This window comes from Tessaracoccus luoxuelianae (assembly GCF_055326245.1).
This window is the reverse complement of the sequence record NZ_JBUZNO010000002.1, coordinates 269,333-294,094: the sequence shown is the minus strand read 5'-3', so window position 1 is coordinate 294,094 and position 24,762 is coordinate 269,333. Positions and strand designations below refer to the sequence as shown.

At 68.5% G+C, this 24,762-nt stretch carries 24 protein-coding genes, 1 tRNA gene and 1 pseudogene; 6 read left to right on the top strand and 20 right to left on the bottom strand.

Annotation, left to right across the window (positions count from 1 at the left end; translation table 11 throughout):
- Positions 1–2: 2 nt before the first annotated feature.
- The 19 genes and pseudogenes from atpD to ACZK39_RS03955 form a co-directional block, all read right to left on the bottom strand.
- On the bottom strand, positions 3–1,454 hold the full coding sequence (gene atpD, locus ACZK39_RS04045) for a F0F1 ATP synthase subunit beta (protein WP_182784108.1): 1,452 nt from the start codon (positions 1,452–1,454) through the stop codon (positions 3–5).
- Between the two features lie 19 nt (positions 1,455–1,473).
- Positions 1,474–2,373 (bottom strand): F0F1 ATP synthase subunit gamma, encoded by a 900-nt coding sequence (locus ACZK39_RS04040; protein WP_459054520.1) that lies wholly within the window; start codon positions 2,371–2,373, stop codon positions 1,474–1,476.
- A gap of 3 nt (positions 2,374–2,376) precedes the next feature.
- Positions 2,377–4,014: a F0F1 ATP synthase subunit alpha gene (atpA, locus tag ACZK39_RS04035; RefSeq protein ID WP_182784111.1), complete on the bottom strand. Its 1,638-nt coding sequence runs from the start codon at positions 4,012–4,014 to the stop codon at positions 2,377–2,379.
- A gap of 17 nt (positions 4,015–4,031) precedes the next feature.
- Positions 4,032–4,829 carry a F0F1 ATP synthase subunit delta gene (locus ACZK39_RS04030; protein ID WP_459054521.1) on the bottom strand — a complete coding sequence of 266 codons (798 nt, stop codon included), beginning with the start codon at positions 4,827–4,829 and terminating at the stop codon, positions 4,032–4,034.
- Complete coding sequence (locus tag ACZK39_RS04025) at positions 4,826–5,371, bottom strand: F0F1 ATP synthase subunit B (protein ID WP_182784115.1); 546 nt, start codon at positions 5,369–5,371, stop codon at positions 4,826–4,828. The genes ACZK39_RS04030 and ACZK39_RS04025 overlap by 4 nt, the downstream gene beginning before the upstream one ends.
- Before the next feature lie 8 nt (positions 5,372–5,379).
- A complete protein-coding gene (locus tag ACZK39_RS04020; protein WP_182784116.1) occupies positions 5,380–5,598 on the bottom strand; it encodes an ATP synthase F0 subunit c in 219 nt (72 codons plus the stop codon).
- A gap of 58 nt (positions 5,599–5,656) precedes the next feature.
- A complete protein-coding gene (gene atpB, locus ACZK39_RS04015) occupies positions 5,657–6,442 on the bottom strand; it encodes a F0F1 ATP synthase subunit A (RefSeq protein ID WP_182784118.1) in 786 nt (261 codons plus the stop codon).
- A 17-nt stretch (positions 6,443–6,459) separates the two neighbouring features.
- Entirely contained in the window at positions 6,460–6,681 is a 222-nt protein-coding gene (locus ACZK39_RS04010; RefSeq protein WP_182784396.1) for a hypothetical protein, read from the bottom strand.
- 50 nt (positions 6,682–6,731) lie between these two features.
- A complete protein-coding gene (locus tag ACZK39_RS04005) occupies positions 6,732–7,184 on the bottom strand; it encodes a hypothetical protein (protein WP_182784120.1) in 453 nt (150 codons plus the stop codon).
- Positions 7,177–8,277, bottom strand: coding sequence for an MraY family glycosyltransferase (locus ACZK39_RS04000; protein WP_459054523.1), 1,101 nt, complete (start codon positions 8,275–8,277; stop codon positions 7,177–7,179). The genes ACZK39_RS04005 and ACZK39_RS04000 overlap by 8 nt, the downstream gene beginning before the upstream one ends.
- Before the next feature lie 21 nt (positions 8,278–8,298).
- A pseudogene (locus ACZK39_RS03995) lies at positions 8,299–8,895 on the bottom strand (L-threonylcarbamoyladenylate synthase); the annotation flags it as partial.
- 29 nt (positions 8,896–8,924) lie between these two features.
- The gene (prmC, locus tag ACZK39_RS03990; protein WP_463612579.1) at positions 8,925–9,782 is read right to left on the bottom strand and encodes a peptide chain release factor N(5)-glutamine methyltransferase; all 858 of its coding nucleotides are present in this window, start codon (positions 9,780–9,782) and stop codon (positions 8,925–8,927) included.
- Complete coding sequence (gene prfA, locus ACZK39_RS03985; RefSeq protein WP_182784128.1) at positions 9,779–10,846, bottom strand: peptide chain release factor 1; 1,068 nt, start codon at positions 10,844–10,846, stop codon at positions 9,779–9,781. The genes prmC and prfA overlap by 4 nt, the downstream gene beginning before the upstream one ends.
- 73 nt (positions 10,847–10,919) lie before the next feature.
- On the bottom strand, positions 10,920–11,123 hold the full coding sequence (rpmE, locus tag ACZK39_RS03980; RefSeq protein ID WP_182784131.1) for a 50S ribosomal protein L31: 204 nt from the start codon (positions 11,121–11,123) through the stop codon (positions 10,920–10,922).
- Positions 11,124–11,238: 115 nt separating this feature from the next.
- The gene (rho, locus tag ACZK39_RS03975; protein ID WP_459054525.1) at positions 11,239–12,987 is read right to left on the bottom strand and encodes a transcription termination factor Rho; all 1,749 of its coding nucleotides are present in this window, start codon (positions 12,985–12,987) and stop codon (positions 11,239–11,241) included.
- 192 nt (positions 12,988–13,179) lie between these two features.
- Positions 13,180–14,070 carry a homoserine kinase gene (gene thrB, locus ACZK39_RS03970; RefSeq protein WP_182784135.1) on the bottom strand — a complete coding sequence of 297 codons (891 nt, stop codon included), beginning with the start codon at positions 14,068–14,070 and terminating at the stop codon, positions 13,180–13,182.
- Between the two features lie 3 nt (positions 14,071–14,073).
- The gene (locus tag ACZK39_RS03965) at positions 14,074–15,378 is read right to left on the bottom strand and encodes a homoserine dehydrogenase (RefSeq protein WP_182799840.1); all 1,305 of its coding nucleotides are present in this window, start codon (positions 15,376–15,378) and stop codon (positions 14,074–14,076) included.
- A complete protein-coding gene (gene lysA, locus ACZK39_RS03960; RefSeq protein WP_182784139.1) occupies positions 15,375–16,778 on the bottom strand; it encodes a diaminopimelate decarboxylase in 1,404 nt (467 codons plus the stop codon). Before lysA ends, ACZK39_RS03965 begins: the two co-directional genes overlap by 4 nt.
- Positions 16,779–16,825: 47 nt before the next feature.
- The gene (locus ACZK39_RS03955) at positions 16,826–17,320 is read right to left on the bottom strand and encodes a hypothetical protein (RefSeq protein ID WP_182784141.1); all 495 of its coding nucleotides are present in this window, start codon (positions 17,318–17,320) and stop codon (positions 16,826–16,828) included.
- A 60-nt stretch (positions 17,321–17,380) separates the two neighbouring features.
- On the opposite strand from ACZK39_RS03955, the gene ACZK39_RS03950 reads away from it, so the two are divergent.
- From ACZK39_RS03950 to galK, 5 genes are all read left to right on the top strand, one after another.
- A tRNA-Arg gene (locus ACZK39_RS03950) sits at positions 17,381–17,452 on the top strand.
- A gap of 28 nt (positions 17,453–17,480) precedes the next feature.
- Positions 17,481–18,806, top strand: coding sequence for a glycosyltransferase 87 family protein (locus ACZK39_RS03945; protein WP_463612578.1), 1,326 nt, complete (start codon positions 17,481–17,483; stop codon positions 18,804–18,806).
- Between the two features lie 87 nt (positions 18,807–18,893).
- A complete protein-coding gene (locus ACZK39_RS03940; protein ID WP_463612577.1) occupies positions 18,894–22,610 on the top strand; it encodes a multifunctional oxoglutarate decarboxylase/oxoglutarate dehydrogenase thiamine pyrophosphate-binding subunit/dihydrolipoyllysine-residue succinyltransferase subunit in 3,717 nt (1,238 codons plus the stop codon).
- Positions 22,611–22,614: 4 nt separating this feature from the next.
- Positions 22,615–22,794 (top strand): DUF6104 family protein, encoded by a 180-nt coding sequence (locus ACZK39_RS03935; protein ID WP_182784147.1) that lies wholly within the window; start codon positions 22,615–22,617, stop codon positions 22,792–22,794.
- Positions 22,794–23,942 carry a galactokinase gene (galK, locus tag ACZK39_RS03930; protein WP_182784149.1) on the top strand — a complete coding sequence of 383 codons (1,149 nt, stop codon included), beginning with the start codon at positions 22,794–22,796 and terminating at the stop codon, positions 23,940–23,942. The genes ACZK39_RS03935 and galK overlap by 1 nt, the downstream gene beginning before the upstream one ends.
- Before the next feature lie 18 nt (positions 23,943–23,960).
- Here galK and ACZK39_RS03925 read toward each other — a convergent pair whose 3' ends face one another.
- Entirely contained in the window at positions 23,961–24,338 is a 378-nt protein-coding gene (locus ACZK39_RS03925; RefSeq protein ID WP_182784151.1) for a hypothetical protein, read from the bottom strand.
- Between the two features lie 168 nt (positions 24,339–24,506).
- Here ACZK39_RS03925 and ACZK39_RS03920 point away from each other — a divergent pair, with 168 nt between their 5' ends.
- Complete coding sequence (locus tag ACZK39_RS03920) at positions 24,507–24,758, top strand: WhiB family transcriptional regulator (protein WP_182784153.1); 252 nt, start codon at positions 24,507–24,509, stop codon at positions 24,756–24,758.
- The last annotated feature ends 4 nt before the right edge of the window (positions 24,759–24,762 follow it).

Genomic DNA, 24,762 nt, shown 5'->3' with positions numbered 1-24,762 from the left:
GATCAGTCTTCCTTCTGCATCTTCGACCAGTTGGCCATGACGTCGTCCATGCCGCCGACATTGAAGAACGCCTGCTCCGAGATGTGATCCACGTCGCCGCGGGTGATCATCTGGAACGCCTCGATGGTGTCGGCCAGCGGCACCGTGGAGCCTGGGATGTTGGTGAACTTCTCCGCCATGTAGGTGTTCTGCGAGAGGAACTGCTGGAGACGACGGGCGCGGTTCACCATGATCTTGTCCTCTTCGGACAGCTCGTCGATGCCGAGGATGGCGATGATGTCCTGGAGTTCCTTGTTGCGCTGCAGGATCTGCTTCACGCGCACCGCGGTGTCGTAGTGCTCCTGCCCGATGTACTGCGGGGAGAGGATGCGGCTCGACGAGGTCAGCGGGTCCACGGCCGGGTAGAGGCCGCGCGAGGCGATCTCACGCGACAGCTCCGTCGTGGCGTCAAGGTGCGCGAACGTGGTGGCGGGCGCCGGGTCGGTGTAGTCGTCCGCCGGCACGTAGATGGCCTGCATCGACGTGATGGAGTGCCCCTTCGTGGAGGTGATCCGCTCCTGGAGCTGACCCATCTCGTCTGCCAGGGTGGGCTGGTAGCCCACGGCGGACGGCATGCGGCCGAGCAGCGTGGAGACCTCGGAACCCGCCTGGGTGAACCGGAAGATGTTGTCGATGAACAACAGCACGTCCTGGTTCTGGACGTCACGGAAGTACTCGGCCATGGTCAGCGCCGAGAGGGCGACCCGGAGGCGGGTGCCCGGCGGCTCATCCATCTGGCCGAAGACGAGCGCGGTGTCCTTGAGGACGCCGGCCTCCTCCATCTCGTTGATGAGGTCGTTGCCCTCACGGGTGCGTTCGCCCACGCCCGCGAACACCGAGGTGCCGCCGAAGTTGTGGGCGATGCGGTAGATCATCTCCTGAATGAGGACCGTCTTGCCCACGCCGGCGCCGCCGAAGAGGCCGATCTTGCCGCCCTTCACATACGGGGTGAGGAGGTCCAGCACCTTGATGCCGGTCTCCAGCATCTCGGTGCGGGGCTCCAGCGCGTCGAACTTCGGGGCGGAGCGGTGGATGGGCCACCGCTCGGTGATCTCGATGGTCGACGGGTCCACGTTGAGCACGTCACCGGTCACGTTCCACACGTGCCCCTTGGTGACGTCCCCGACGGGGACCGTGATGGGAGCGCCCGTGTCACGCACCTCGGCGCCGCGCCGCATGCCGTCGGTGGGCTTCAGCGCGATGGCGCGCACCAGGTTGTCACCGATGTGCAGGGCGGTCTCCATGGTCATGGTGCGCTTCTCGCCCATGACCTCCGTCTCGACCAGCAGCGCGTTGCCGATCGGGGGGATCTGGTCGGCCGCGAACTCGACGTCCACGACGGGGCCGATGACGCGGGCAACTCGACCGACGCCACCTGTGGTGGCCGGCTGCGTCTCGCTAACAGTGGCAGTCATTAGTTCCTCATTCGTTCGGCTACTCGGACAGCGCCGAGGCGCCACCGACGATTTCAGTGATTTCTTGGGTGATCTCGGCCTGGCGGGCCTGGTTCGCCTCACGGGTCAACTGCTCGATGAGCGACTGGGCGTTGTCCGTGGCGGACTTCATCGCCCGCTGACGGCTTGCCAGCTCCGAGGCAGCGGACTGGAGAAGGGCGCTGTGGATGCGCTCGGCCACGAACAGCGGCAGCAAAGAGTCCAGCACGGTGGCGATGTCCGGCTCGAAGTGGAAGAACGGATTGAGCTCCTCCGGATCCGGGTCCGGATCCGTCGGGGCATCCTCGACGACGAGCGGCAGCAGCCTGCGGGCCACGGCGGTCTGGGTGAGCATGGACACGAACCGGGTGTTGACGACGTGGAGCTGGTCCACCCCGCCCTCCTCCGTGGGCTGCATGAACTTCTTCAGCAGCACCCCGGCGATCTCCCGAGCCTCGGCGTAGCTGGGGCGATCGGAGAATCCGGTCCAGCTCTGTTCGATGGAGCGGTGACGGAAGTCGTAGTACGCCACGCCCTTCTGGCCCGCGATGTACATCGCCACGTCCTGGCCCTCGCCCTTGAGCTTCGCGTACAGCTGCTCGGCCGCCTTGATGACGTTGGCCGAGTAGGCGCCAGCGAGGCCGCGATCAGAGGTGATCAGCAGGATGGCCGACCGCTGCGGCTGCTCGACGTCCACCAGGAGCGGATGCTCCAGGTCGTGGGCGCTGGCCAGGGCGGAGACGGCCCTGGTCAGCTCCCGCGCGTAGGGCAGGGCGGACCGGGCCGCGTTCTGCGCCTTGATGATGCGCGACGCGGCGATGAGCTCCATGGCACGGGTGATCTTCTTCGTCGTGCTCACCGACTTCCGGCGCTCGCGAAGCTCCCGCAGACTGCTAGCCATCGATCAGCTCCGCTTCTGACGGACGATCGTCTCCTGGCCGATCTCCTCGTCCTCGAGCGGCTTGTGCTCCTCGCGTCCGACGAGCAGCTTGCCCTCGGACGTGCGGAACACGCGCTTGAAATCGGCCAAGGCGGTGATCGTCGCAGCCTTCAGCTCGTCGCCGAACAGGAAGGTGTCCGCGATCGACTGCAGGACGGTGGTGTTGTGGCGGAGGTAGTCCAGGAACTCACCCTCGAAGCGCAGCACGTCGTCGACGGGCACGTCATCGAAGTGCCCCTCGATGCCGGACCACACCGACACGATCTGATCCTCGACCGGGTAGGGGGCGTACTGACCCTGCCGAAGGAGCTCGGTGAGGCGCTCGCCCCGGGCCAGCTGGCGGCGGCTCGCCGCGTCCAGATCGGAGGCGAACATGGCGAACGCCTGCATGTCGCGGTACTGCGCCAGATTGATCTTCAGCGAGCCCGATACCGCCTTCATCGCCTTGACCTGCGCGGCGCCACCCACGCGGGAGACGGACACGCCGACGTCGACCGCCGGGCGCTGGTTGGCGTTGAACAGGTCCGACTGCAGGAAGATCTGGCCGTCGGTGATGGAGATCACGTTGGTGGGGATGTAGGCCGACACGTCGTTGGCCTTGGTCTCGATGATCGGAAGGCCGGTCATCGAACCCCCGCCGAGCTCGTCGGAGAGCTTGGCGCAGCGCTCCAGCAGGCGGGAGTGGAGGTAGAAGACGTCTCCGGGGTAGGCCTCACGGCCCGGGGGCCGGCGAAGCAGCAGCGACATGGCGCGGTAGGCCTCGGCCTGCTTCGTGAGGTCGTCGAACACGATGAGGACGTGGTTGCCCTGGTACATCCAGTGCTGGCCGATGGCCGAGCCGGAGTAGGGGGCGATGTACTTGAAGCCGGCCGGGTCTGAGGCCGGCGAGTGCACGATGGTGGTGTACTCCAGGGCGCCCGCTGCCTCGAGGGTGCTGCGCACCTCGGCGATGGTCGAGCCCTTCTGGCCGATCGCCACGTAGATGCAGCGCACCTGCTTCTTCTTGTCGCCAGAGGCCCAGTTGGCCTTCTGATTGATGATCGTGTCCAGCGCGATGGCCGTCTTGCCGGTCTTGCGGTCGCCGATGATCAGCTGACGCTGGCCGCGGCCGATCGGGATCATGGCGTCGATGGCCTTCAGGCCCGTCTGCAGTGGCTCCCGGACCTCCTGCCGGTCCATCACACCGGCAGCCTGAAGCTCGAGCGCACGACGGCCGTCGATGCCGTCGATTTCGCCGAGTCCGTCGATGGGGTTGCCCATGGCGTCCACGACGCGTCCGAGGTAGCCGTCGCCAACGGGCACCGAGAGCACGTCGCCGGTGCCGTGCACGACGGAGCCCTCATCGATGCCCTCGGAGTCTCCGAGGACGACGACGCCGATCTCGCGTTCGTCGAGGTTCAGGGCGATGCCCAGGGTTCCGTTCTCGAACCGCAACAGCTCATTGGCCATCGCCGAGGGCAGGCCCTCGACCCGGGCGATGCCGTCGCCGGAGGTCACGACGGTGCCGACCTCGGTCCGGGACGCGGCCTGGGGCTGGTATGCCTGGACGAAGTCGTCCAGCGCGCTGCGGATCTCGTCCGGACTGATGGTGAGTTCAGCCATTGCGTTTCTACTTTCGTCTACAGAGTGGTGAGTTGCCGGTGGGCCTGGTCTAGCCGCGCAGCAACTGTTGATTCGATGACGTCATCGTCGATGGCCACGTTCATGCCACCGAGGACCGAGGGGTCCACCTCGATCTGGAGCGACACCGTGGTGCCCAGCTGGGCCTCCAACGCCGCCTTGAGGCGGGCGATGCGACCCTCGTCCAGCGGACGGGCCACTGTGACCCGGGCGATCTTCTCTCCGGACAGGTCCGCAGCCATCTCAAGGATGGCGGAGAAGATCTGCGCGATGTTGCGACGGCGGGCCTTGACCGCGCGAGCCGCCAGCGTGCGGGTGACGGGATGGACGCGACCCTCGATCAGCCCATCGACGAGAGCCTGCTTGGCCTCGACGGGATAGGTCTGGTTGCGCAGGGTGGCCGCCAACTCCGGGCTACCGACGATGGTGGAGGACAGAGCGTGCAGCTCGTCGGAGACCTGGTCGATCTGTCCGGCCCGATGGGCCGATGCCAGCGCCACGCGGATGCCCTGGCGCTCCAATCCGGACACCAGGTCCACGCCGCTGCCCCAGGACGCCCGGAGGGCCTCCGACAGGACGGACATCGTCGCGGCCGAGACGCGGCCGCCGAGAAGTCGCCTCGCCAGGCCCGCGCGGTCGTCGAAGGACGACGACGGGTCCGACAGCGAACGACGCAGCACCGGCTGGCCGTCGATCAGATCGACGACGGCGAACAGCTCGGAGGCCGTGGACGCATCGGTGAGGATGCCGTCGACGGACGCATCGAGTCCAGCGGGTGCGGCGCCGCGGGCCATCATCGGGCCTGACCCGCGGACTCGAGTTCGGCCAGGAACCGGTCAACGGTGCGCATGGCCAACTCGTCGTCGCTCAGCGACTCGCCCACGATCTTGCCGGCCAGGACGGTGGCCATGCCGCCGACCTCGCCTCGCAGGTCCTTGACCAGCTGTGCGCGCTCCGCTTGAAGCTGGACACGTCCGGACTCCAGAATCCGCTGGGATTCCTTGGCCGCCTTGTCCCGGGCTTCGGCCACGATGGTGGCCGACTGGTTCTTGGCATCCTCACGGATCCGCGCGGCCTCCTCGCGGGCAGCCGTCAGCTGGTCGTTGTATTCGGCGAGTGCAGCCTCAGCCTTGGCTTCCGCCGCCGCCGCACGCTGCATGCCGCCCTCGATCTTGTTCGAGCGCTCCTCGTACATCTTCTCGAAGGCCGGTACAACGGCCTTACGCATCAGAGCGTAGATCAGCAGCATCAGGACGATGCCGACGACGATCTCCGAGAGATAGTGGGGCAACAGCGGCCCCAGATCGATCTCGAGAAGCGCCCCGGTGAAGGGGAACATGACGCTGCTCAGAGGACGAAGGCGAGAGCGATGGCGATGATGGCGAGCGCCTCAACCACGGCGAAGCCGATGAAGGCCGTGCCCATCATGGCGCCACGGGCCTCGGGCTGACGGGCGGTGCCGTTGATGACCGACGCGAAGATCCAGGCGACACCCAGGGCCGGGGCGATCGTGGCGATCGCGTAGCCGATCATGTTCAGCGAGCCGGTGATTTCGAGGAGGGACATTACTTTCCTTTCGGATGGCTTCTGAGAACGGGCTTGTTTCTCAGGAGTCGGATTGACTTTAGTGCGCCTCGGCGATCGAGGTGGACACGTACTGGGCGGTGAGAACCGTGAAGATGTAGGCCTGCAGCGCGCCGATGAACAGCTCGAGGCAGAGGATGAGCAGGCTGAACGCCAACGACACTCCGCCGGCGACGTTGAAGAACAGGTTGTCCTGCACCGTGAGGAGGTACCCGCCGCCCACCACGAACACGAGCACGACGAGGTGACCGGCGAACAGGTTGGCGAAGAGACGCAGTGCCAGCGTGATGGGGCGCGTGATGAACGTGGCCAGGAACTCCAGCGGGATCACCAGTACGAGCAGGTAGCCCGGCACGCCGTCCGGAATCAGCGACTTCTTGAGGAACCCGCCGAACCCCCACTTCCTGAACCCGGCGCCCACGTAGATCAGCCACGACAGGATCGCCAGGCCGTAGGCGTAGCCGACGTTGGAGAACGTGGGGTACATGAAGAGGAAGAACTCGCCGAACCAGTTGTTGACCAGGATGAACGAGAACAGGCCCAACAGGTAGGGAAGGAACTTCTTGAAGTCGTGGTGGAGGATGTCACGCGCGATGCCGTTGCGGACGAACTCGTAGACGTATTCGGCGAAGAACTGCGTCTTCGTGGGCTTGACCTTGAGGTTGCGGGAGGCCAGCCACCAGAGGATCATCACGATGGCCGCGCCGATGAGGGCCTGGAAGAACGGCTTGTTCATCCAGTCGGGCAGCACGCCCGGCCAGACCGAGTACCACAGGAAATCGTCTGTGCCAGGAGGGTGGTATCCGCCTCCGTCGCCGGTCTCCATCGGAAGTAGCCCCAGTGTCACGTACCGCTCCCGTATCGCTTGATGATGAGGTAGATGCTGGTCACCAGGCCAAGAATGAGGCCCAGCGGCAGTAACCACGAGGTGTGCAACAGGTAGTCCCCGACCCACCCGAGTCCACCGTAGAAGATGATCCCGCTGAGCAGGTAGCTGAGCACGAGCATGCCGTCATCGGTGCGCGAAGGTCCTTCTGGCGCGTTCTCTGACGGTGAGTTGCCCATGTCGTGTGTGAGCCTAGCGGAAACGGGTCCGTGAATCATATTTCTCCCGGTCATTGATCGGACGGGGGCCGGTACTCGGTGTCGTAGACCGGAACCCTCTGCCGGGAGGCCACCAGAACCACCCCGGTCACCCACGCCAACACTGTGCCCACGACGCTCAGCAGCAGCCAGCCGTCGCGCACCTGCGGCGCCACCGCAGGATGCCCGAGGATGAACCACAGCCCGGCGGCGATCCCCACCACCCGCACCGCGTAGCTGACCAGCACCAGCGCCATGCCCTGCATGTCGCCGAACTCCGAGGCCACCACCTCCAGCGCCTGCCCGACGGAGTAGAAGATGACGACGGCGGCGAAGCCGAGCACGGTGGTGAGGACGGCGCCGGGACCTCCGACGAGAACGGCCAGCAGGAGGATGAGCCCGCCGGCCGCGTGAGCACCGACCAGTCCCCCGATCATCATCTGCCGGGAGCGCCTGGTCGCGTCGGTGATCCGCGATTCAGCCACCCTCCACCTCCCGACTGGCAGGGCGCAGGGTGAGCACCAGCACCACCAGCAGCGCGAGAATGACCACCCAGACGGTGTGGGGCCACTGCGACAGGGCCACCACCACCAGACCCACCGACACCACAGCCGTCCACCCGTACATCAGCAGCACCGCTCCCCAATGCGAGTGTCCGTGCTCGAGCAGGCGATGGTGCAGGTGCTGCTTGTCGGCATGGAAGACGTGCTGCCCCTTCCAGGTGCGCCGCGCCCAGGCGAGGATCAGGTCGAGGATGGGGAGGGCGAGGGCCGCGAGCGGCAGCAGGATGGGCAGCAGCGCCGGGAGGAGGCTGCCGTCCTGCTCCGTGGCCCCCGGATCCAGTTGACCGGTGAACGAGATCGCGCTCATCGCCATCAGCAGACCGAGCAGCATGGCGCCGGAATCACCCATGAACATTTTCGCGGGGTGGAAGTTATGCAGGAGGAAGCCGATCGCGATCCCGCAGGTGGCCACCGTGATCAGGCTCGCCGTCGTGGCGCGAACGAGTTCCTGCTCGTAGGCCAGGACGTAGGTGTAGCTGAAGAAGGCACCGGAGCCGATGGCCACGACCCCGGCGGCCAGCCCGTCGAGCCCGTCGACAAAGTTGACCGCGTTGACGCACAGCGCGATGAAGAACACGGTGATCAGGATGCTGGTCGCGTCGTCGAGGGCCACGATCCGGTTAGGTAGCGGGATCCAGTAGATCCGCACCCCCTGCAGCACCGCGACCCCTGCAGCGAGCACCTGGCCACCCAGCTTGACCAGCGCCGGCATGTCGTACTTGTCGTCCAGCACCCCGATGACGGTGATGACCAGCCCGGCCCAGAGAACGGCCCACGCGTCGTGCTCGACGGTGGTGTAGCGGCCGAGGAACGGCATCTGGAGCGCGAGCAGGAACGCCACCGCGAGCCCGCCGAACATGGCCAACCCGCCGAAGTAGGGGATGGGCTGGGTGTGCACGTCGCGGCTGCGGACCGTGGCCAGCGCGCCGGTGCGCACCGCGAGGCTGCGGGCCAGCCCCGACAGCAGATAGGTGGTGCCGGCCGCTACCAGCAGCACAAGGAGGTACTCGCGCACAGGGGCCTAGCCCTGCGACTCGATGTCCGGGGCAACCTCGCGGAGCGCCTCGAGTGACAGCGCACCCGCCCTGAGCACCCGCCCCTCAGGAATCGAGGCGAAGTCCACGATGGTGGAGGCCACTCCCCCACTCACAGGTCCGCCGTCGAGGTACACCGCGACACTCTCGCCGAGCTGCTCCCTGGCCTCGTCACAGGTCAACGCCGCGGGCCGGCCCGAGAGGTTGGCCGAGCTGACGGCCAGGGGCCCGGTCCGGCGCAGCAGGGCGCGGGCGGCGTCGTGGTCCGGCACGCGCACCGCGACGGTGCCCTTGGTCTCCCCCAGCGACATGCCGGAACGGGTCTGGGCCTTGAGGATGAGCGTCAACGCGCCGGGCCAGAAGGCCTTGGCCAATGCCGTCGCACCGGCGGGGACCACGTCGGCGATGGCACGCAGCATCGACGGCTCGGCGATCAGCACCGGCGGCGGCATGTCGCGGCCGCGGCCCTTGGCATCCAGCAGCCCTTGGACCGCGGCGGCCTCGAACGCGTTGGCTCCGATGCCGTAGACGGTGTCGGTGGGTAGGACGATGCACCGTCCCTCGCGGACGGCCGCCACCGCCTCCGCGAGGCCCGTCTCGGGACCGGTGCTGAGGTCGAACACTGTGCTCACGGGGTCATCCTGCCATGTGCGGGAAGCCGCACGGCGGTGACGAACCGCGGGCGACCTGTCAGGTCCTGGTGGCTGAGCACCTCGCCGAACCCGGCCGCGGCCACCAGATCGACGACGGCGTCGGCGTGGCTGTCGTCGTGCTCGGTGGCCAGCAGCCCTCCGGGGCGGAGCAGCCGCTCGGCGACGGAGACCACGACGCGGAGGGCGTCCAGCCCGTCGGGGCCCGAGAAGAGGGCCATACCGGGGTCGTGGTCCACCACATCGGCGGGCAGGAGCCCCCGGTGGTTCTCCGGGATGTAGGGCGGGTTGGCGATGACGAGATCCACCGAGCCGTCCAGGTGCGGAAAGGCCTCGACCATGTCGCCGTGCACCACTTCGACGTCCAGCCCGGCAAGGTTCCGGCTCAGGTAGGCCATGGCCTCGGCGGACAGCTCGACGGCATGCAGGCGCACCCCTGGCAGCTCACGCGCGAGCGCGGACGCGATGGCGCCCGACCCCGCGCACAGTTCGACGACGCGACGCTCCTCGACGGGGCGGCCGTCCAGCTGCCGCAGCGCCCAGCCCACCATCTCCTCGGTCTCCGGCCTGGGGATGAACACCCCGGGACCCACCGCCAGCGTTTCGTAGCGGAAGTACGCCACGCCGGTGAGGTGCTGGAGCGGGACCCCGGCGGCGCGGCGCGTGACGAGCTCGTCGATGGCCGACCGCTGCTCGTCGGTGACGGCGTCGACGCGGACCAGCTGGGACGGCTCCACGCCCAGCACGTGGGCCACCAACAGCCTCGCCTCGGGCCCCGGGCTGGGCGAGCCGGCCTTGGAAAGCCGCTGGGCGACCCGGTGGGCGACCTCGGTCACCCACCCACTCCTGCGAGCCGCTCGGCGAGGTCCTGCTCCGCCAGCGCGTCGAGCAGCGGCGTCAGCGCCCCCTCCAGCACCTGGTCCAGGTTGTGGGCCTTGTAGCCGATCCGGTGATCCGTGATCCGGTTCTCCGGGTAGTTGTAGGTGCGGATGCGCTCCGACCTGTCGACGGTGCGCACCTGTGACTTCCTGACCGCCGACGCCGCTGTCGCGGCCTCCGCCTCGGCCAGGGCGATGAGCCGCGCGCGGAGGATCCGCATGGCGGACTCGCGGTTCTGCAGCTGCGAACGTTCGTTCTGGCAGGACACCACGGTGCCGGTGGGGAGGTGGGTGATCCGCACCGCGGAGTCGGTGGTGTTGACGCCCTGACCCCCGGGGCCCGAGGAGCGGTAGACGTCGATGCGTAGATCGTCGTCGTTGATCTCCACCTCGTCGGCCTCCACGTCCGGCGACACGAGCACGCCGGCAGCCGAGGTGTGGATGCGGCCCTGGGATTCGGTGACGGGAACGCGCTGGACGCGATGCACGCCGCCCTCGAACTTGAGCCGGCCGTAGGGCCCGAACTCGGTGCCGGTGCCCGCCTTGACCGCCACCGTGACCGACTTGTAGCCCCCGAGATCGGTCTCCTGGGAGTCCAGCACCTCGATCTTCCAGCCCACCTGTTCGGCGTACTTGGAGTACATCTTGAGCAGGTCGCCGGCGAACAGCGCGGACTCGTCTCCGCCCTCGCCGGACTTGATCTCCATCAGAGCGTCGGTGTCGTCGTTGGGGTCCCGCGGAGCGAGAAGCTTGGTGAGGCGCTGCGTGGCCACCTCCAGCTGGGCGTCCAGGTCCGCCACCTCGTCAGCGAAGGAGGCGTCGTCGGCGGCGAGCTCGGCCGCGGCGCCGCGGTCCTCCGAGAGCCTCCGGAACGCCTCGATTCCCTCGACGATGGGGCGCAGCGCCGCGTAGCGCCTGCCCACCTTGCGGGAGCGCGCCATGTCCGAGTGGAGTTCCGGCTCCCCGAGCTGCCGCTCCAGGTCTCGGAACTCGTCCACCAGGGGCTGGGCGTTGTCGAACATGACGGCTCCTTCCGGGGCGGCAAACGAAACGGGCGCCGGGCGGGTATTACCCTCCCGACGCCCGAGCGTGGAACTACTTCTTGGCGTAGCGCTTCTCGAAGCGGGCCACGCGGCCACCGGTGTCGAGGATCTTCTGCTTGCCGGTGTAGAACGGGTGGCACTCGGCGCACACGTCAGCGCTCAACGGCTTCTTGCTGGTGCTGCGCGTGGTGAACGCGTTACCGCAGGTGCAGTGAACCTGGGTCTCGACGTAGTCAGGGTGGATTCCCTGCTTCATGATGGACTCCTTGTTATCCGGTGGCCGGGTCGCTGGCCCGATGGGCCTGGAGGATGCGTGAACCGGCGCGACCCCCAATTGTGCCCCGCCGGTCCAGCATTTCCAAGTCGGCCGATCAGCCGTCGGCAGCGGGAGTGGTCTTGAGGACGCTCAGCAGGAACTCGTGGTTGCTGGCCGTCTTGATCATCCGGGACTTGAGGGTCTCCAGCGCCTGCTGATCGTCGAGGCCCGAGAGCGCCCGCCGCAGCTTCCAGATGATGTTGAGCTCGTCGCGGCCGAGGAGCAGGTCCTCGCGCCGTGTGCCGGAGGCGTCAACGTCGATGGCCGGGAAGATGCGCTTGTCCGCCAGTTCGCGGCGCAGCCGCAGCTCCATGTTGCCGGTGCCCTTGAACTCCTCGAAGATGACCTCGTCCATCCTGGAGCCGGTCTCGATGAGAGCGGTGGCGAGGATGGTGAGCGAGCCGCCGTTCTCGATGTTGCGGGCCGCGCCGAAGAACTTCTTCGGCGGGTACAGCGCCGCGGAGTCCACGCCACCGGACAGGATCCGACCAGAGGCCGGGGCCGCCAGGTTGTACGCGCGGCCAAGGCGGGTGATGCCGTCGAGGAGCACGACGACGTCGTGGCCCAGCTCGACGAGTCGCTTCGCCCGCTCGATGGCCAGCTCGGCGACCATGGTGTGGTCTTCCGCGGGCCTGTCGAACGTGGAGGCGATGACCTCGCCGGAGACTGTCCGCTGGAAGTCCGTGACCTCCTCGGGACGTTCGTCGACGAGAACCACCATGAGGTGGACCTCCGGGTTGTTGGCCGCGATCGCGTTGGCGATCGCCTGCATCACCATCGTCTTGCCGGCCTTGGGCGGCGAGACGATCAGCCCACGCTGGCCCTTGCCGATGGGGGCGATCAGGTCGATGATCCGCCCGGCGATGTTGGTCTGGACCGTCTCCAGGCGCAGCCGTTCCTGCGGGTAGAGGGGTGTCAGCTTGGCGAACTCGGGGCGGGCCTTGGCCTTCTCCGGGTCGTCGCCGTTGATGGTGTCCAGGCGCACGAGGGGATTGAACTTCTCCTTGCGTTCACCCTCGCGCGTGGTCTTGATGGCGCCGGTGATCACGTCACCGCGGCGCAGCCCGTAGCGTCGCAGGGTGGAGGTCGAGAGGTAGGCGTCGCTGGGTCCCGGCAGGTAGCCGGTGGTGCGGACGAAGGCGTAGTTGTCCAGGATGTCGACGATGCCGGAGATGTTGGCCAGGACGTCGCCCTCCCCCACCGTCGGCTCGGCCTCCATGCGCTCCATGCCCTGGGATCCGCGTGCGGGGCGGCGGTTGGTGGGGCGCTCGCGGTTGCGGCGACGGCGGCTGCTGCGGCGCGATCCGCCCTGATCCTCGTCGTAGCCACCTGGCTCGATGGTGACCGAGGTCGACGCAGGGGCCGGGGCCTGCTGCTGGGGCGCGGTGGCCGGCTTTCCGCCCCCCATGGCGGCCTCCAACAGCTCGCCCACCTCGTTGAGGGTCTCCTGCTGGGGCCCTCGTTCGCGGTTACGACGACGGCGGTTCCGTCCGCCCTCCTGCTGCTCGCCCTGCTGACTGGACGCCTCGACGGGCGCCTGGGTCTGGGCTTGGGGCTCGCGCTGCTGGGGCGCGGCCTCCGGCTGCTCGGCCGGCTTCTCGTTGCGGGGGCGACGTTGACTGGGCGCGGCTGGCGCGTCCGAGGGGGCGCCCTGGGCGGCGGGAGCACCCTGTCCGCCGGCGGTCTGGATGGCGTTGACAAGGTCCCCCTTCCGCATGGCGGAGACGCCCTTGATCCCCAGGCCTGCGGCGACGGATTTGAGCTCGACCAGCTTCAAAGCGGCAAGGTCATTGGATTCGCTCAACGAATGGTTCCTTCCATGGAGCCGTGGGGGCACCTGAGGAGGCGCGCCGACAGCGTCAAAGTGGTGGAGTACTGGGCGCCAACGAGCCGGTGTGAAAAGAAGTCCACGGCGGCGCCTTCGGGTAAACCGTTCCTCAGCCTAGCAACTGCGAGGGCCACAACCAAAGAAACCCGGGATCTGCGGCGTGCGGCCTCACCCGGTGGTGAGCTCGACGCCGCCCGCCGGCACCAGTCGACGAACCTCGAACCCGTCCGCCGCGACCCCCGCGATGCCCGCCAACTGTTCGGGCAGACCCACGGCGATGACGGTGGGCCCCGCCCCGGAGATGGCCGCCGGCACTCCGGCGGCGCGCAACCGGAGCATCAGCTCGTGGGCGGGGCGCATCAGATCGGCCCGGTACTGCTGATGCAACAGGTCCGCGGTGGCGTCCAGCAGCAGGTCCGGCCGGAGGGTGAGCGCCAGCGGCAGCGCCGCCGCCGCGATGGCCTGGGCGACGGCGTCCGCCCGGGCCACGGTCTCGGGCAGGACCCGGCGCGCGTCGTCGGTGCGGCACTCGAAGTCTGGCACGAAGGCCACCGCCTCGAACCCCTCCGGCAGCGGAAGCTGCACCAGCGACACCCGACCCTCCCGCGCCCAGGCCAGGATCGCCCCGCCCCACACGGCGGCCCCGGCGTTGTCCGGGTGCCCCTCCGCGAAGGTGGCCAGCCTGGTGATCGCCGCGCGGTCCACCGGCTCGCCCGGACGGGCGATCCCCCACGCCAGGGTGAGCCCGGCCACGATCGCAGCGGCGGAGGAACCGAGCCCGCGCGAATGGGGGATGGTGTTGCGGCAGGTCAGACGCATCCCCGCGGGGCGCTCGACACCGAACTCCGCCAACCCGTCGAGCAGGGAGCTGATCACCAGGTGGCTGTCGTCCAGGGGCACGCCGTCGGCGCCCTCACCGGTGACGACCACCTCCAGGACCGGGCTCTCCACCAGGTCGAGCGTGAGCTCGTCGAACCAGTCGAAGGCCATGCCGACGCAGTCGAACCCCGAGCCGAGGTTCGCGGTGGTGGCCGGGACCCGGACGGTGAGCCGTGTCATGGATCAGAAGCCCTCGACGCGCATCACGCGCACGTCCGAGCCGACGAAGTCCGCCCTCCGCAGCTCGTCGGTGACGACGGCGAGGTCGCTCTCCCTGGTGAGGTGCGTCATCACCCCGAGGCTCGCCGCGAAGCCGGCCTCGTGGTCTCCCCCCTCGCGGTAGCTCTGCTGCACGATGCGCAGCGACACGTCGTGCTCGCCGAAGATGGCGGCGCACCGGGCGAGGACCCCGGGCCGGTCCACCACGTCGAAGCTGACGTAGAACTGTGCCTGGGACTCGCCGATCGGCGCGACGGGGCGGCGGGCGTACCTGGAGCCTCCGTGGGCGGCGGTGCCGCGGTGCCGGTTGCGGGCCGCCGTGACCACGTCGCCCATGACGGCGCTGGCGGTGGGGGCGCCGCCGGCGCCCTGGCCGAGGAACATCAACTCGCCCGCCTCGCGTGACTTGACGAAGATGGCGTTGTAGGCGCCGGACACGCTGGCGAGGGGGTGCTTGTTGGCCACCATCGCGGGATGGACCTTGACGATCACGCGATCGTCGTCGGTGAGCTTGGCGATGGCGAGCAGCTTGATGGTGCAGCCCATCTGCTCCGCTGCCGCGATGTCAGCCTCGGTGACGTCCGCGATCCCCTCGCAGAACACCTCGTCGCGCTTGACCTCCGTGTGGAAGGCGAGCCCGGCCAGGATCGCCGCTTTGGCCGCGGCGTCGTGGCCCTCCACGTCCGCCGTCGGGTCCGCCTCCGCGTATCCGAGCGCCTGGGCCTCCGCGAGCGCCGCCTCGAAGCTGCTGCCGTCGGTGACCATCTTGTCCAGGATGAAGTTGGTGGTGCCGTTGACGATCCCCATCACGGCCGTGATGTCGTCCCCCACGAGCGACTCACGCAGCGGCCGCACGATCGGGATGGCCCCAGCGACAGCGGCCTCGTAGTACAGGTCCACGCCCTTGGCCTCGGCCGCGCGGGAGAGCTCCCCCAGGTCGTCGGCGAGCAGCGCCTTGTTGGCCGAGACCACCGAGGCTCCGTTGGAGATCGCGGTCAGCAGCAGGGAGCGGGCGGGCTCGATCCCGCCGATCAACTCGATGACGATGTCGAGATCCGTGCGCGCAACCAGCGACTCGAGGTCTGTGGTGAGCAGCGCGGGGTCGATGCCGGGACGCTCCGCGTCCAGCCGCCGCACGCCGATGCCGACCAGTTCCAGCCGACGCCCGATCCGGGACTCCAACGTGGCGCCCTCGCTGAGGATGATGCGGGCCACCTGGGACCCCACCACGCCGGCGCCCAACAGCGCCACCTTGAGCGGCTTGCTCACTCTCCCACGTCCAATCTCATCAGGTCCTCAAGTGTCTCGCGACGCAGCATCACCCGGGTGACGCCGTCCAGTGCCGAGACGACGGGGGGCTTCGGGATCTGATTGTAGTTACTGGCCATGCTGCGCGCGTAGGCGCCCGAGCCCGGGACCGCGATGAGGTCGCCGATGGAGACATCTGAGGGAAGGAAGACGTCGCGGATCAGGATGTCGCCGCCCTCGCAGTGCTTCCCGACCACCCGGCTCAGCACCGGCCCCGCGCTGGAGGTGCGGTTGGCGATCGCCGCGGAGTATTCGGCCGCGTAGAGGGCCGGGCGGATGTTGTCGCTCATCCCGCCGTCGACGCTGACGTAGACGCGGGACCGGCCGCCCTCCAGATCCACCACCTTGACGGTGCCGACACGGTAGACCGCCACCCCTGCCGGGCCGCAGATCGCGCGCCCCGGCTCGATGGACAGGTGGGGGCGCTTCAACCCGAATCCCCGGCATTCGAGGTCGATCATCTCTTCGAATCCGGCGGCGATGTCCGCCGTCGCCGCGGGGGTGTCGGCGGAGGTGTAGGCGATGCCGAACCCGCCACCCAGGTCCAGCTCGGCCAGTTCGACGCCGGTGGCGGTGCGGAACTGGGAGGCGAGCCGCATGGTGCGGCGGATCGCCACCTCGAAGCCGTGGGTGTCGAAGATCTGCGACCCGATGTGGCTGTGGATGCCGGCCAGATCCAGGTACTGCGAGCTGTGGCAGCGCACCAGCGCGGTGAGGGCCTGGCCCCCGGTGATCGAGAGGCCGAACTTCTGGTCCTCGTGGGCGGTGGCGATGTACTCGTGCGTGTGTGCCTCCACGCCCGTGGTGACCCGGACCATCACCTTCGCCCGGTGACCACCGTCGGCGCAGGCGCGTTCCAGGCGGGCGATCTCGTCGAAGGAGTCCACGATGATGCGGCCCACGCCTTGGGCGAGGGCGAACACGATCTCCTCGTCGGACTTGTTGTTGCCGTGCAGGCCCAGGCGGGCCGCCGGCATGCCGCCGGCCAGCGCGATGCGCATCTCGCCCATCGTCGTGACGTCCAGGTTGAGGCCCTCCTCGGCCGCCCAGCGCGCCACCGTGCGGGTGAGCAGGGCCTTGCCCGCGTAGTAGACGTCCCACCCTGGGAACGCGGTGCGAAAGTCCGCGGCGCGGGAGCGGAAGTCCGCCTCGTCGATGACGTAGACGGGCGTGCCGTGCTCCTCGGCCACCTCCGTCAGGGCCACGCCGGCGACGACGATGCGGCCCCGGTCGTCGCGGTGGGTCCCGCGCGGCCAGAGCTTGGTCTCCAACGCGTTGAGATCCGCGGGCACGTCGAGCCATTGCGGCCCCCCGTGCGCGGCGTCCGCGTGGATGGACCCGGCGATGTGCATGTGCGTCATGGCGCCAAGCCTGCCAGAGCGCCGCGCCCCGCCGCCATCCGCGCGCCTCAGGCCGTGACTGAGACGCTCGTGAGGCCGCGGAGCACCAGCTCCGCGGGGGCCTCCACCCGGCGACCGTCCGCGGTCACCATGAGGTCTCCGCACGCGGCGCCCAGGCACTCGTCGTCGAACCGCACCCCCCAGAGCGTGAAGAACTCCCCCAGCGTGATGTCGCGGTTGCCGTCGCCTTCGAGCCACACCTCGCCGCCGGGGTCGTGGGTGTGGACGGGCGCCTGGACCGCGCGCAGCCGGTCGGCTCCGATGAAGGCCGGGATGTCCACCGGCTCGCCGTCCACGGTGACCGTGAGGTCGAGCACCCACGGGTCTGTGTCAGTGCCCAACGGTTGTTCCGGGAGGCCGGCCGCACGGATGTAGGAGACGGCGTCACGCGGGGCGTCCCACGGCGGAGCCGTCTCCCGGAGCACCGCCGGGGCAGGGTCTGGGCGCGCCACGCACGCGGTCAGGATCAGGACCGTCAAGGATACGGAGAGGATCGTGCGCACCCGGCCACCGTAGCCGGAACTTACAGCCCCACTGAGGAGGTGCTAACCTTTCGTGGTCCAGCCCCCGTAGCTCAGGGGATAGAGCACCGCCCTCCGGAGGCGGGAGCCGAGGTTCGAATCCTCGCGGGGGCGCTCAGCGCCGGCTGGCAGGAGTTCCGAGATGACCCACACGCGGTCGCCGGCACCCGCCGGCCCGTTCACCAGGTGGCCGGTGGCCCTCGCGCTCATCGCGACGTTCATCCTCACCCGCTTCGTTTCACACCTCCTGCTGGGCCTGGACGCTGTTGCTTTCGTCGCCAACGACGTCTCCTACTACGGCTACCACCTCTTCCGCCTGGATGAGGGCGAGTCGGGGGTGATGACCGAGTACCCCGTGCCCGCGGTGTGGATACTGCAGGCCGTCTACCGACTGGGCGGAGGGTGGCAGACCTGGACGGCGGTCTACGTGGGTGTGTTCGTCCTGCTGGACGCCGCCGTCGCGCTGACGCTGTACCGCCGCGACAACGCTGCCGGAGCGCTCTTCTGGATCCTGTTCACCGGCATCCAGGGACCCATCGTGTGGTTCCGTTTCGACCTGATCCCAGCGGCGCTGGTGGCCTGGGCGTGCGTCTTCGTGACCCGGTTCCCGAGGCTGGCCGGCGGCCTCGTGGGTCTGGGGGCGGCGATCAAGCTGTGGCCGGCGCTCCTCATCGGACCGATGCTGGCCCCGCACCCCTGGCGGTCGGCCCGGGCGCGCGGCAGGGTGATCGGCTTCGCCGTCGTGGGCTTCGGGCTTGCGCTGGCGTCGTTGCTCACCAGCGGGTGGGCCCGCTCCGCCTCCCCTGTCACGTGGCAGGGCGAGCGCGGTCTGCAGATCGAGTCGGTACCCGCCTCGCCGCTGATGTTCCTCAGAACCTTCACCGACAACCCGTCGTGGAACATCTTCCTGTCCCCCTACAACGCCCTTGAGCTCCAGGGTCCATACGTGGGGGGCCTCCTCACCGTGTCCACGGTGTTGACCGCACTGTCGTTGATCCTCGCCGGCTACCTGAGCTACCGGCTGATGCGTCACATGCACGACGACGACGAGCGCCTGCATGAGGCCATCCTGCTGGCCATCCTCACCATCGTGCTCGCCACGATCGTGGCCAACAAGACGCTCTCTCCGCAGTACATCCTGTGGCTGGGCGGTCCGGTGGCCGCGCTCCTGGTGGCCCGGACGAGTCACTGGCTGCGTCGTCCCCTCATCGTGTTGGCCGTCTCGTTGGTGATCGTGGGCCTGCTCACCCAGCTGACGTACCCGTGGGGCGCCTACGGGATCATGGCGATCCCCCTGGGGTCAGGGCCGGAGACCTCCATCCTGCTGCTGCGCAACCTCGCCCTTGTGGTGTTGACCGGGTACTCGTTCGCCCTCACCATCATGGCCAGCCGGCCTGCTCCGGACGTCTCCGAAGCACCGGGCGCGTCCATCCTCCCCGCTGGTCAGAGATCCGCAACGCCCCTCTGATGTGGGTAAGCTGCCCGTAAGCAGCAGCCGCAGACGTCTGCGGCCACCAGGACTCACAGAGGGGATCGTGGCCACGGCCACTCACACATGTCAGCACCTGACTCACTGGACGCTTTCGGGGCAAATTCTTGGCTGATCGACGAGATGCGGGAGGCCTACGAGGCTGATCCCCACTCGGTGGCCGCCGAATGGCGCGAGCTCTTCGCCGCAGACGAGGCTCCCGCACCTCAGGCGCCCCCCTCAACACCGCCGGACCCCACCCCCAAGCCGGCCCCGGCACCGGCAACGACGCCCGCTCCAGCAACGCCGGCCGCCGCCCCCGCGCCGTCGAAGTCCTCCAAGAGTCAGGTCGAACAGGTCCGCAAGGGCACCGGCTCCCCCGCGAATCCGGGTACCGGCTCCACGCTGTCTGCCAACGCGCCCAACCCGGCGCTGCGCCCGGCGCCGTCGGTGGTGGAGCCCAAGTACACGGTGCTGCGCGGGGCGCCCATGCGCACCGCCAAGAATATGGAGTCGTCGCTGGCCGTCCCCACGGCCACGTCGGTGCGTTCGGTGCCGATGAAGCTGGTCATCGACCAGCGCACCGTCATCAACAACTTCCTGCGCACCTCCAAGGGCGGGAAGGTCTCCTTCACCCATCTCGTCGGCTACGCCATGATCAAGGCCCTGCGCGCGCTGCCGGACATGAACAACGCCTACGACGTGGTCGACGGCAAGCCCACGCTGATCGAGAATCCCGGGATCAACCTGGGCATCGCCATCGACGTCAGGAAGGGCGAGACCCGCCAACTCCTGGTGCCCAACATCAAGGGCTGCGAGAACCTCAACTTCTTCCAGTTCTGGTCCGCCTACGAGCAGGTGGTGCAGAAGACCCGCGCCGGTGACCTTCAGGTCAGCGACTTCGCCGGGACCACCGCCTCCTTGACCAACCCCGGAGGCATCGGCACCAACCACTCCGTGCCGCGCCTGATGAGCGGGCAGGGCGTGATCCTGGGTGTCGGCAACATCGACTACCCGGCCGAGTTCCAGGGGATGAGCCCCTCCCGGCTGACGGACCTGGGCGTGTCCAAGGTGACCACCCTCACCAGCACCTACGACCACCGTGTCATCCAGGGCGCCACCTCGGGCGAGTTCCTCAAGAAGATGCACGAGCTGCTGCTGGGGCAGGACCGCTTCTACGACGAGATCTTCGAGGCCCTGCGCATCCCCTACGAGCCGCTGCGCTGGTCACCGGATGTGTCGGCGCACCGCGACTCTCAGGTCAGCAAGACCGCCCGCGTGCTGGAGCTGGTCAACGCCTACCGCACCTTCGGCCACCTCGTGGCAGACACCGACCCCCTGGAGTACCGGCAGCGCTCCCACGAGGACCTGCGTCTCGAGACCCACGGCCTCTCCATCTGGGACCTGGATCGGGAGTTCGCCGTCGGGGTGTTCGGCGGTCAGGACCGTGCGTACCTCCCGCTGCGCGACATCATCGGAATCCTGCAGGACTCCTACTGCCGCACGATCGGCGTGGAGTACATGCACATCGCCGATCCTCGCCAGCGGGCATGGTTCCAGCAACGCACCGAGCGGCCGCACACGCCGCTGGCGCACGAGGAACACATGCACGCCCTGGACAAGCTGAACGAGGCCGAGGTCTTCGAGACGTTCCTCCAGACGAAGTTCGTGGGCCAGAAGCGCTTCTCGCTGGAGGGCGGCGAGTCGCTGATCGTGCTGCTCGACGAGATCGCCCAGCAGGCCGCCAACGACTCGCTGGACGAAGTCTGCATCGGCATGCCCCACCGCGGGCGGCTCAACGTGCTGGCCAACGTCGTGGGCAAGAAGTACGCGTCGATCTTCAAGGAGTTCGACGGCCAGGTGGACCGCAGCGGCACGGGCGACGTGAAGTACCACCTAGGCGCCGAGGGCACGTTCGTCGCGGCCAACGGCGCCACCATCAAGGCCTCCGTCGCCGCCAACCCGTCTCACCTGGAGGCGGTCAATCCCGTGCTGCAGGGCATCGCCCGCGCGAAGCAGGACACCCTGGACGCCGACGACTACCCGGTGCTCCCGTTGACCCTGCACGGCGACGCGTCGTTCGCGGGCCAGGGGGTGGTCTTCGAGACCCTGCAGATGAGTCAGTTGCGCGGCTACAAGACGGGCGGCACCATCCACGTGGTGGTCAACAACCAGGTCGGGTTCACCACGGCTCCCACCGAGTCCCGCAGCTCCACGTACTGCACCGATGTCGCCAAGTCCATCTCGGCGCCCGTGCTGCATGTCAACGGCGACGATCCGGACTCCTGCATCCGGGCTGCGCGGGTGGCGTTCGATTACCGTCAGAAGTTCAACAGGGACGTGGTCATCGACCTCGTGTCCTACCGTCGGCGTGGTCACAACGAGGGCGACGACCCCAGCTTCACGCAGCCCAACATGTACGACCTGATCGAGCAGAAGCGCTCCACCAGGCGCCTCTACACCGAGTCGCTGATCGGCCGTGGCGACATCTCCCTCGCCGACGCCGAGGACGTCATGAACCGGTTCCGCTCCCGGTTGGAGAACGTGTTCCGCGAGGTGCGCGAGAGCACCGAGACCGACGACGACTACCGCAAGGTGCCCTACTACCCCACAAAGCCCGATGCCCGGCTCACGGAGATCACCCCCGAGATGCTGCGGACCATCGCAGACGTGCACACCCAGTTCCCGGACGGGTTCATGGTGCACCCGAAGGTGATGCCCCAGCTGGAGCGGAGGGCGCAGGCCATCCTGGAGGGCCCCATCGACTGGGCCACCGCGGAGATGATCGCCATCGGCTCGCTCCTGATGGAGCGCCGACCCGTTCGGTTGGCTGGCCAGGACTCGCGGCGTGGCACGTTCTCGCAGCGGTTCGCCGCCATCGTGGACCGGGTCACCAACGAGGCATGGGTGCCCCTGAAGCACCTCACCGGGGACCAGGGCACCTTCGATGTGTTCGATTCCCTGCTCAGCGAGTACGCCGCGCTCGGTTTCGAGTACGGCTATTCGGTGGCGCGCCCGGATGCGCTGGTCCTGTGGGAGGCGCAGTTCGGTGATTTCGTCAACGGCGCGCAGATCATCTCGGACGAGTTCGTCGCCTCCGGCAACGCGAAGTGGACCCAGAAGTCCGGCGTCGTGCTCCTGCTCCCCCACGGCTTCGAGGGCCAGGGACCGGATCACAGCTCGGCGCGGCTCGAGAGGTGGCTCCAGCTCTGCGCCGAGAACGCGCTTGCCGTGTGTCAGCCGTCGACGCCCGCCAGCTACTTCCACCTGCTGCGCCAGCACGCCTACGTCAACTTCCACCGGCCCGTGGTGATCGCCACGCCGAAGTCCATGCTGCGCAGCAAGCTGGCCACCTCGATGCCGGAGGACTTCACCTCAGGCGCCTGGCACCCCGTCCTGGACGATCCCACCGTCGAGGATCCCGCCGGCGTACAACGGGTCGTCCTCTGCTCGGGCAAGGTCCGCTGGGACCTCGTGGCTCGTCGCGACAAGATGGGCCTCCAGGGGAAGGTGGCCATCGTCGCGCTGGAGCGGCTCTACCCGCTGCCCAGCGAAGAGCTGGCGGCCGTGCTGCAGCGCTACCGGCATGTGGAGGACGTCCGCTTCGTGCAGGACGAGCCGGAGAACCAGGGCGGCTGGCCGTTCCTGTCCGCGCACCTCCCGAGGGGCGTCAAACGGCACCTGCCGGACTACGAGCTGCGGATGCAGCTGGTGTCGCGGGAGTGGTCATCGGCACCGTCGGTGGGGTCGCTGAAGGTCCACAAGGCCCAGGAGGAAATACTCCTGGACGCGGCGCTAGGCTGATCCGGTGTACTTCACCGACCGCGGGCTCGAGGAGCTCGCTCATCGGCGCGGCCACGAGGAGTTCACCTTCGAGTGGCTCGCCGACCAGCTGCGCACATTCGTGGATCTGAACCCGGAGTTCGAGACTCCGGTTGAGCGCCTGGCCTCCTGGCTGGCAAGGCTGGACGACGAGGAGGACGACTGATGTTGAACCTGGAAGCGCTCATCGCGCGCTACCGCACCGTGGCCGGGGCGGATCCCGAGGGCCTGTGGTTCGCCCCGGGCAGGGTGAACCTGATCGGCGAGCACACCGACTACAACGACGGATTCGTGCTGCCGTTCGCCCTGGAGCGCAAAGCCGTCATCGCCGGCGGACGCCGCGACGACGACCGCCTGGTGATGGTCTCCCTCGAGCTCGACGACGAGGTGGGTGTCGCGCTCGCTGACCTGGCCCCCGGCACCGAGGGGTGGGCCTCCTACCTGGCCGGCGTGGCGTGGGCCCTTCGCGAGGCGGGCCACGACGTGGGCGGGGCCACCCTGGTGATGACCTCGGACGTGCCCCTGGGTGCGGGCCTCTCCAGCTCTGCCGCCATCGAGTGCGCCACCGTCGCCACCCTGGCGGACCTGTACGGGCTCGACATCCCCAAGATGGACCGGGCCAAGCTCGCCCGGGTGGCGGAGAACGCCTACGTCGGCGCCCCCACCGGCCTGCTGGATCAGGCGGCCAGCACCTTGTGCGAGGCGGATTCCGGCCTGTTCCTGGACTGCCGGACGCTGGAGACCCAGCACGTTCCGCTGCCGATGGCAGAGCAGGGCTACGAGATCCTCGTGTTGGACACCAAGACCCCGCACAGCCACGTCGACGGCGAGTACGGGTCCCGTCGTGCCTCCTGCGAGGAGGCCTCGGCCATCCTCGGGGTCCCCGCCCTGCGGGACGTGACGGACCTCGAGGAGGCCCTGTCCCAGCTGGAGGATGAGACGCTGCGCAAGCGCGTCCGCCACGTCGTCACGGAGAACGAGCGGGTGCTGCAGGCCTTCGAGCTGGCCAAGCGCGGAGACCTGCCCGGCCTCGCGCCCCTCCTGGACGCCTCCCACGCCTCGATGCGCGACGACTACGAGATCACGGTGCCCACCGTCGACCTCGCCGTGGAGGCGGCACGGGCCGCCGGCGCCCTCGGAGCCCGGATGACCGGTGGCGGCTTCGGTGGCTGCATCATCGCCCTGACGCACGCGGGCGAGGCCGATGGGATCGGCAGGGCTGTCGCGGGGGCCTTCGCCGAGGCCGGCTACGGGACCCCGGAGTGGTTCTCAGCCACCCCGGCGCCCGGAGCCGGGCGGCTCCCGGGCCACTGACAGGGGCCTCACACCAGGTCAGGGGCGCCGTTCAAGCTCTCGACGGCCCACGGCGAGCACCGCTGTGACCGCCGTCGCGAGCACGAACGGGGCCACGATCAGGCTGCCGACGAACTGGGCCCGGTCCGCGGTGGTGAGGAAGCTGCCCACCACCATCAGGTGCAGCAGCGACGAGGCCACGATCAGTCCGAGCGCCCACGGAACACGCTTGACCACCAGCCAGGCGATCAGCAGCAGCCCCGCCCCGTAGGCGATCAGCACCGCCGCGATCCCGACGCCGAACAGCCTCGCGTTGGCCGCCACGGTGGCCACCCCGATGCCGATGGTGGCCACCCCCGCCGCGGCGGTCAGGATCACGCAGATCGCGAGCAGGGGGCTTCGGAAGACGGAGTTCACGCCCCGAGCCTGCCCGACTCGGACGAAATACCACAAGTTGCCCGGCCATTGGGTGTGGATCACCGCGTGGCCAGCAGCTATTGCCTATCGTAGGTCGCGGGGGTAGCCTGCTTGAGCTTGACGGCTATCCTTGCCCTCGATCATCCCCAACACGAAGGAGCCCCCACTATGGATTGGCGCCACAAGGCCGCCTGCCTCACGGAGGATCCGGAGTTGTTCTTTCCCGTCGGAAACACGGGCCCGGCGCTCCAGCAGATCGAGGAAGCCAAGAAGATCTGCATGCGTTGCGTCGTCCGGGAACAGTGCCTCTCATGGGCGCTGGAGGCGGGTCAGGATCACGGGGTGTGGGGCGGTCTGAGCGAGGACGAGCGTCGAGCCATCAAGCGGCGCGCCGCACGCTCGCGGTTGCGTAACTCCTGAGCCG

What these genes read in the sequence shown, in the direction of transcription:
- atpD (WP_182784108.1), bottom strand. Translation starts at nt 1,454, where the DNA reads ATGACTGCCACTGTTAGCGAGACGCAGCCGGCCACCACAGGTGGCGTC.
- ACZK39_RS04040 (WP_459054520.1), bottom strand. Translation starts at nt 2,373, where the DNA reads ATGGCTAGCAGTCTGCGGGAGCTTCGCGAGCGCCGGAAGTCGGTGAGC.
- atpA (WP_182784111.1), bottom strand. Translation starts at nt 4,014, where the DNA reads ATGGCTGAACTCACCATCAGTCCGGACGAGATCCGCAGCGCGCTGGAC.
- ACZK39_RS04030 (WP_459054521.1), bottom strand. Translation starts at nt 4,829, where the DNA reads ATGATGGCCCGCGGCGCCGCACCCGCTGGACTCGATGCGTCCGTCGAC.
- ACZK39_RS04025 (WP_182784115.1), bottom strand. Translation starts at nt 5,371, where the DNA reads ATGTTCCCCTTCACCGGGGCGCTTCTCGAGATCGATCTGGGGCCGCTG.
- ACZK39_RS04020 (WP_182784116.1), bottom strand. Translation starts at nt 5,598, where the DNA reads ATGTCCCTCCTCGAAATCACCGGCTCGCTGAACATGATCGGCTACGCG.
- atpB (WP_182784118.1), bottom strand. Translation starts at nt 6,442, where the DNA reads ATGGAGACCGGCGACGGAGGCGGATACCACCCTCCTGGCACAGACGAT.
- ACZK39_RS04010 (WP_182784396.1), bottom strand. Translation starts at nt 6,681, where the DNA reads ATGGGCAACTCACCGTCAGAGAACGCGCCAGAAGGACCTTCGCGCACC.
- prfA (WP_182784128.1), bottom strand. Translation starts at nt 10,846, where the DNA reads ATGTTCGACAACGCCCAGCCCCTGGTGGACGAGTTCCGAGACCTGGAG.
- rpmE (WP_182784131.1), bottom strand. Translation starts at nt 11,123, where the DNA reads ATGAAGCAGGGAATCCACCCTGACTACGTCGAGACCCAGGTTCACTGC.
- thrB (WP_182784135.1), bottom strand. Translation starts at nt 14,070, where the DNA reads ATGACACGGCTCACCGTCCGGGTCCCGGCCACCACCGCGAACCTCGGC.
- lysA (WP_182784139.1), bottom strand. Translation starts at nt 16,778, where the DNA reads ATGACGCACATGCACATCGCCGGGTCCATCCACGCGGACGCCGCGCAC.
- ACZK39_RS03945 (WP_463612578.1), top strand. Translation starts at nt 17,481, where the DNA reads ATGACCCACACGCGGTCGCCGGCACCCGCCGGCCCGTTCACCAGGTGG.
- ACZK39_RS03940 (WP_463612577.1), top strand. Translation starts at nt 18,894, where the DNA reads ATGTCAGCACCTGACTCACTGGACGCTTTCGGGGCAAATTCTTGGCTG.
- galK (WP_182784149.1), top strand. Translation starts at nt 22,794, where the DNA reads ATGTTGAACCTGGAAGCGCTCATCGCGCGCTACCGCACCGTGGCCGGG.
- ACZK39_RS03920 (WP_182784153.1), top strand. Translation starts at nt 24,507, where the DNA reads ATGGATTGGCGCCACAAGGCCGCCTGCCTCACGGAGGATCCGGAGTTG.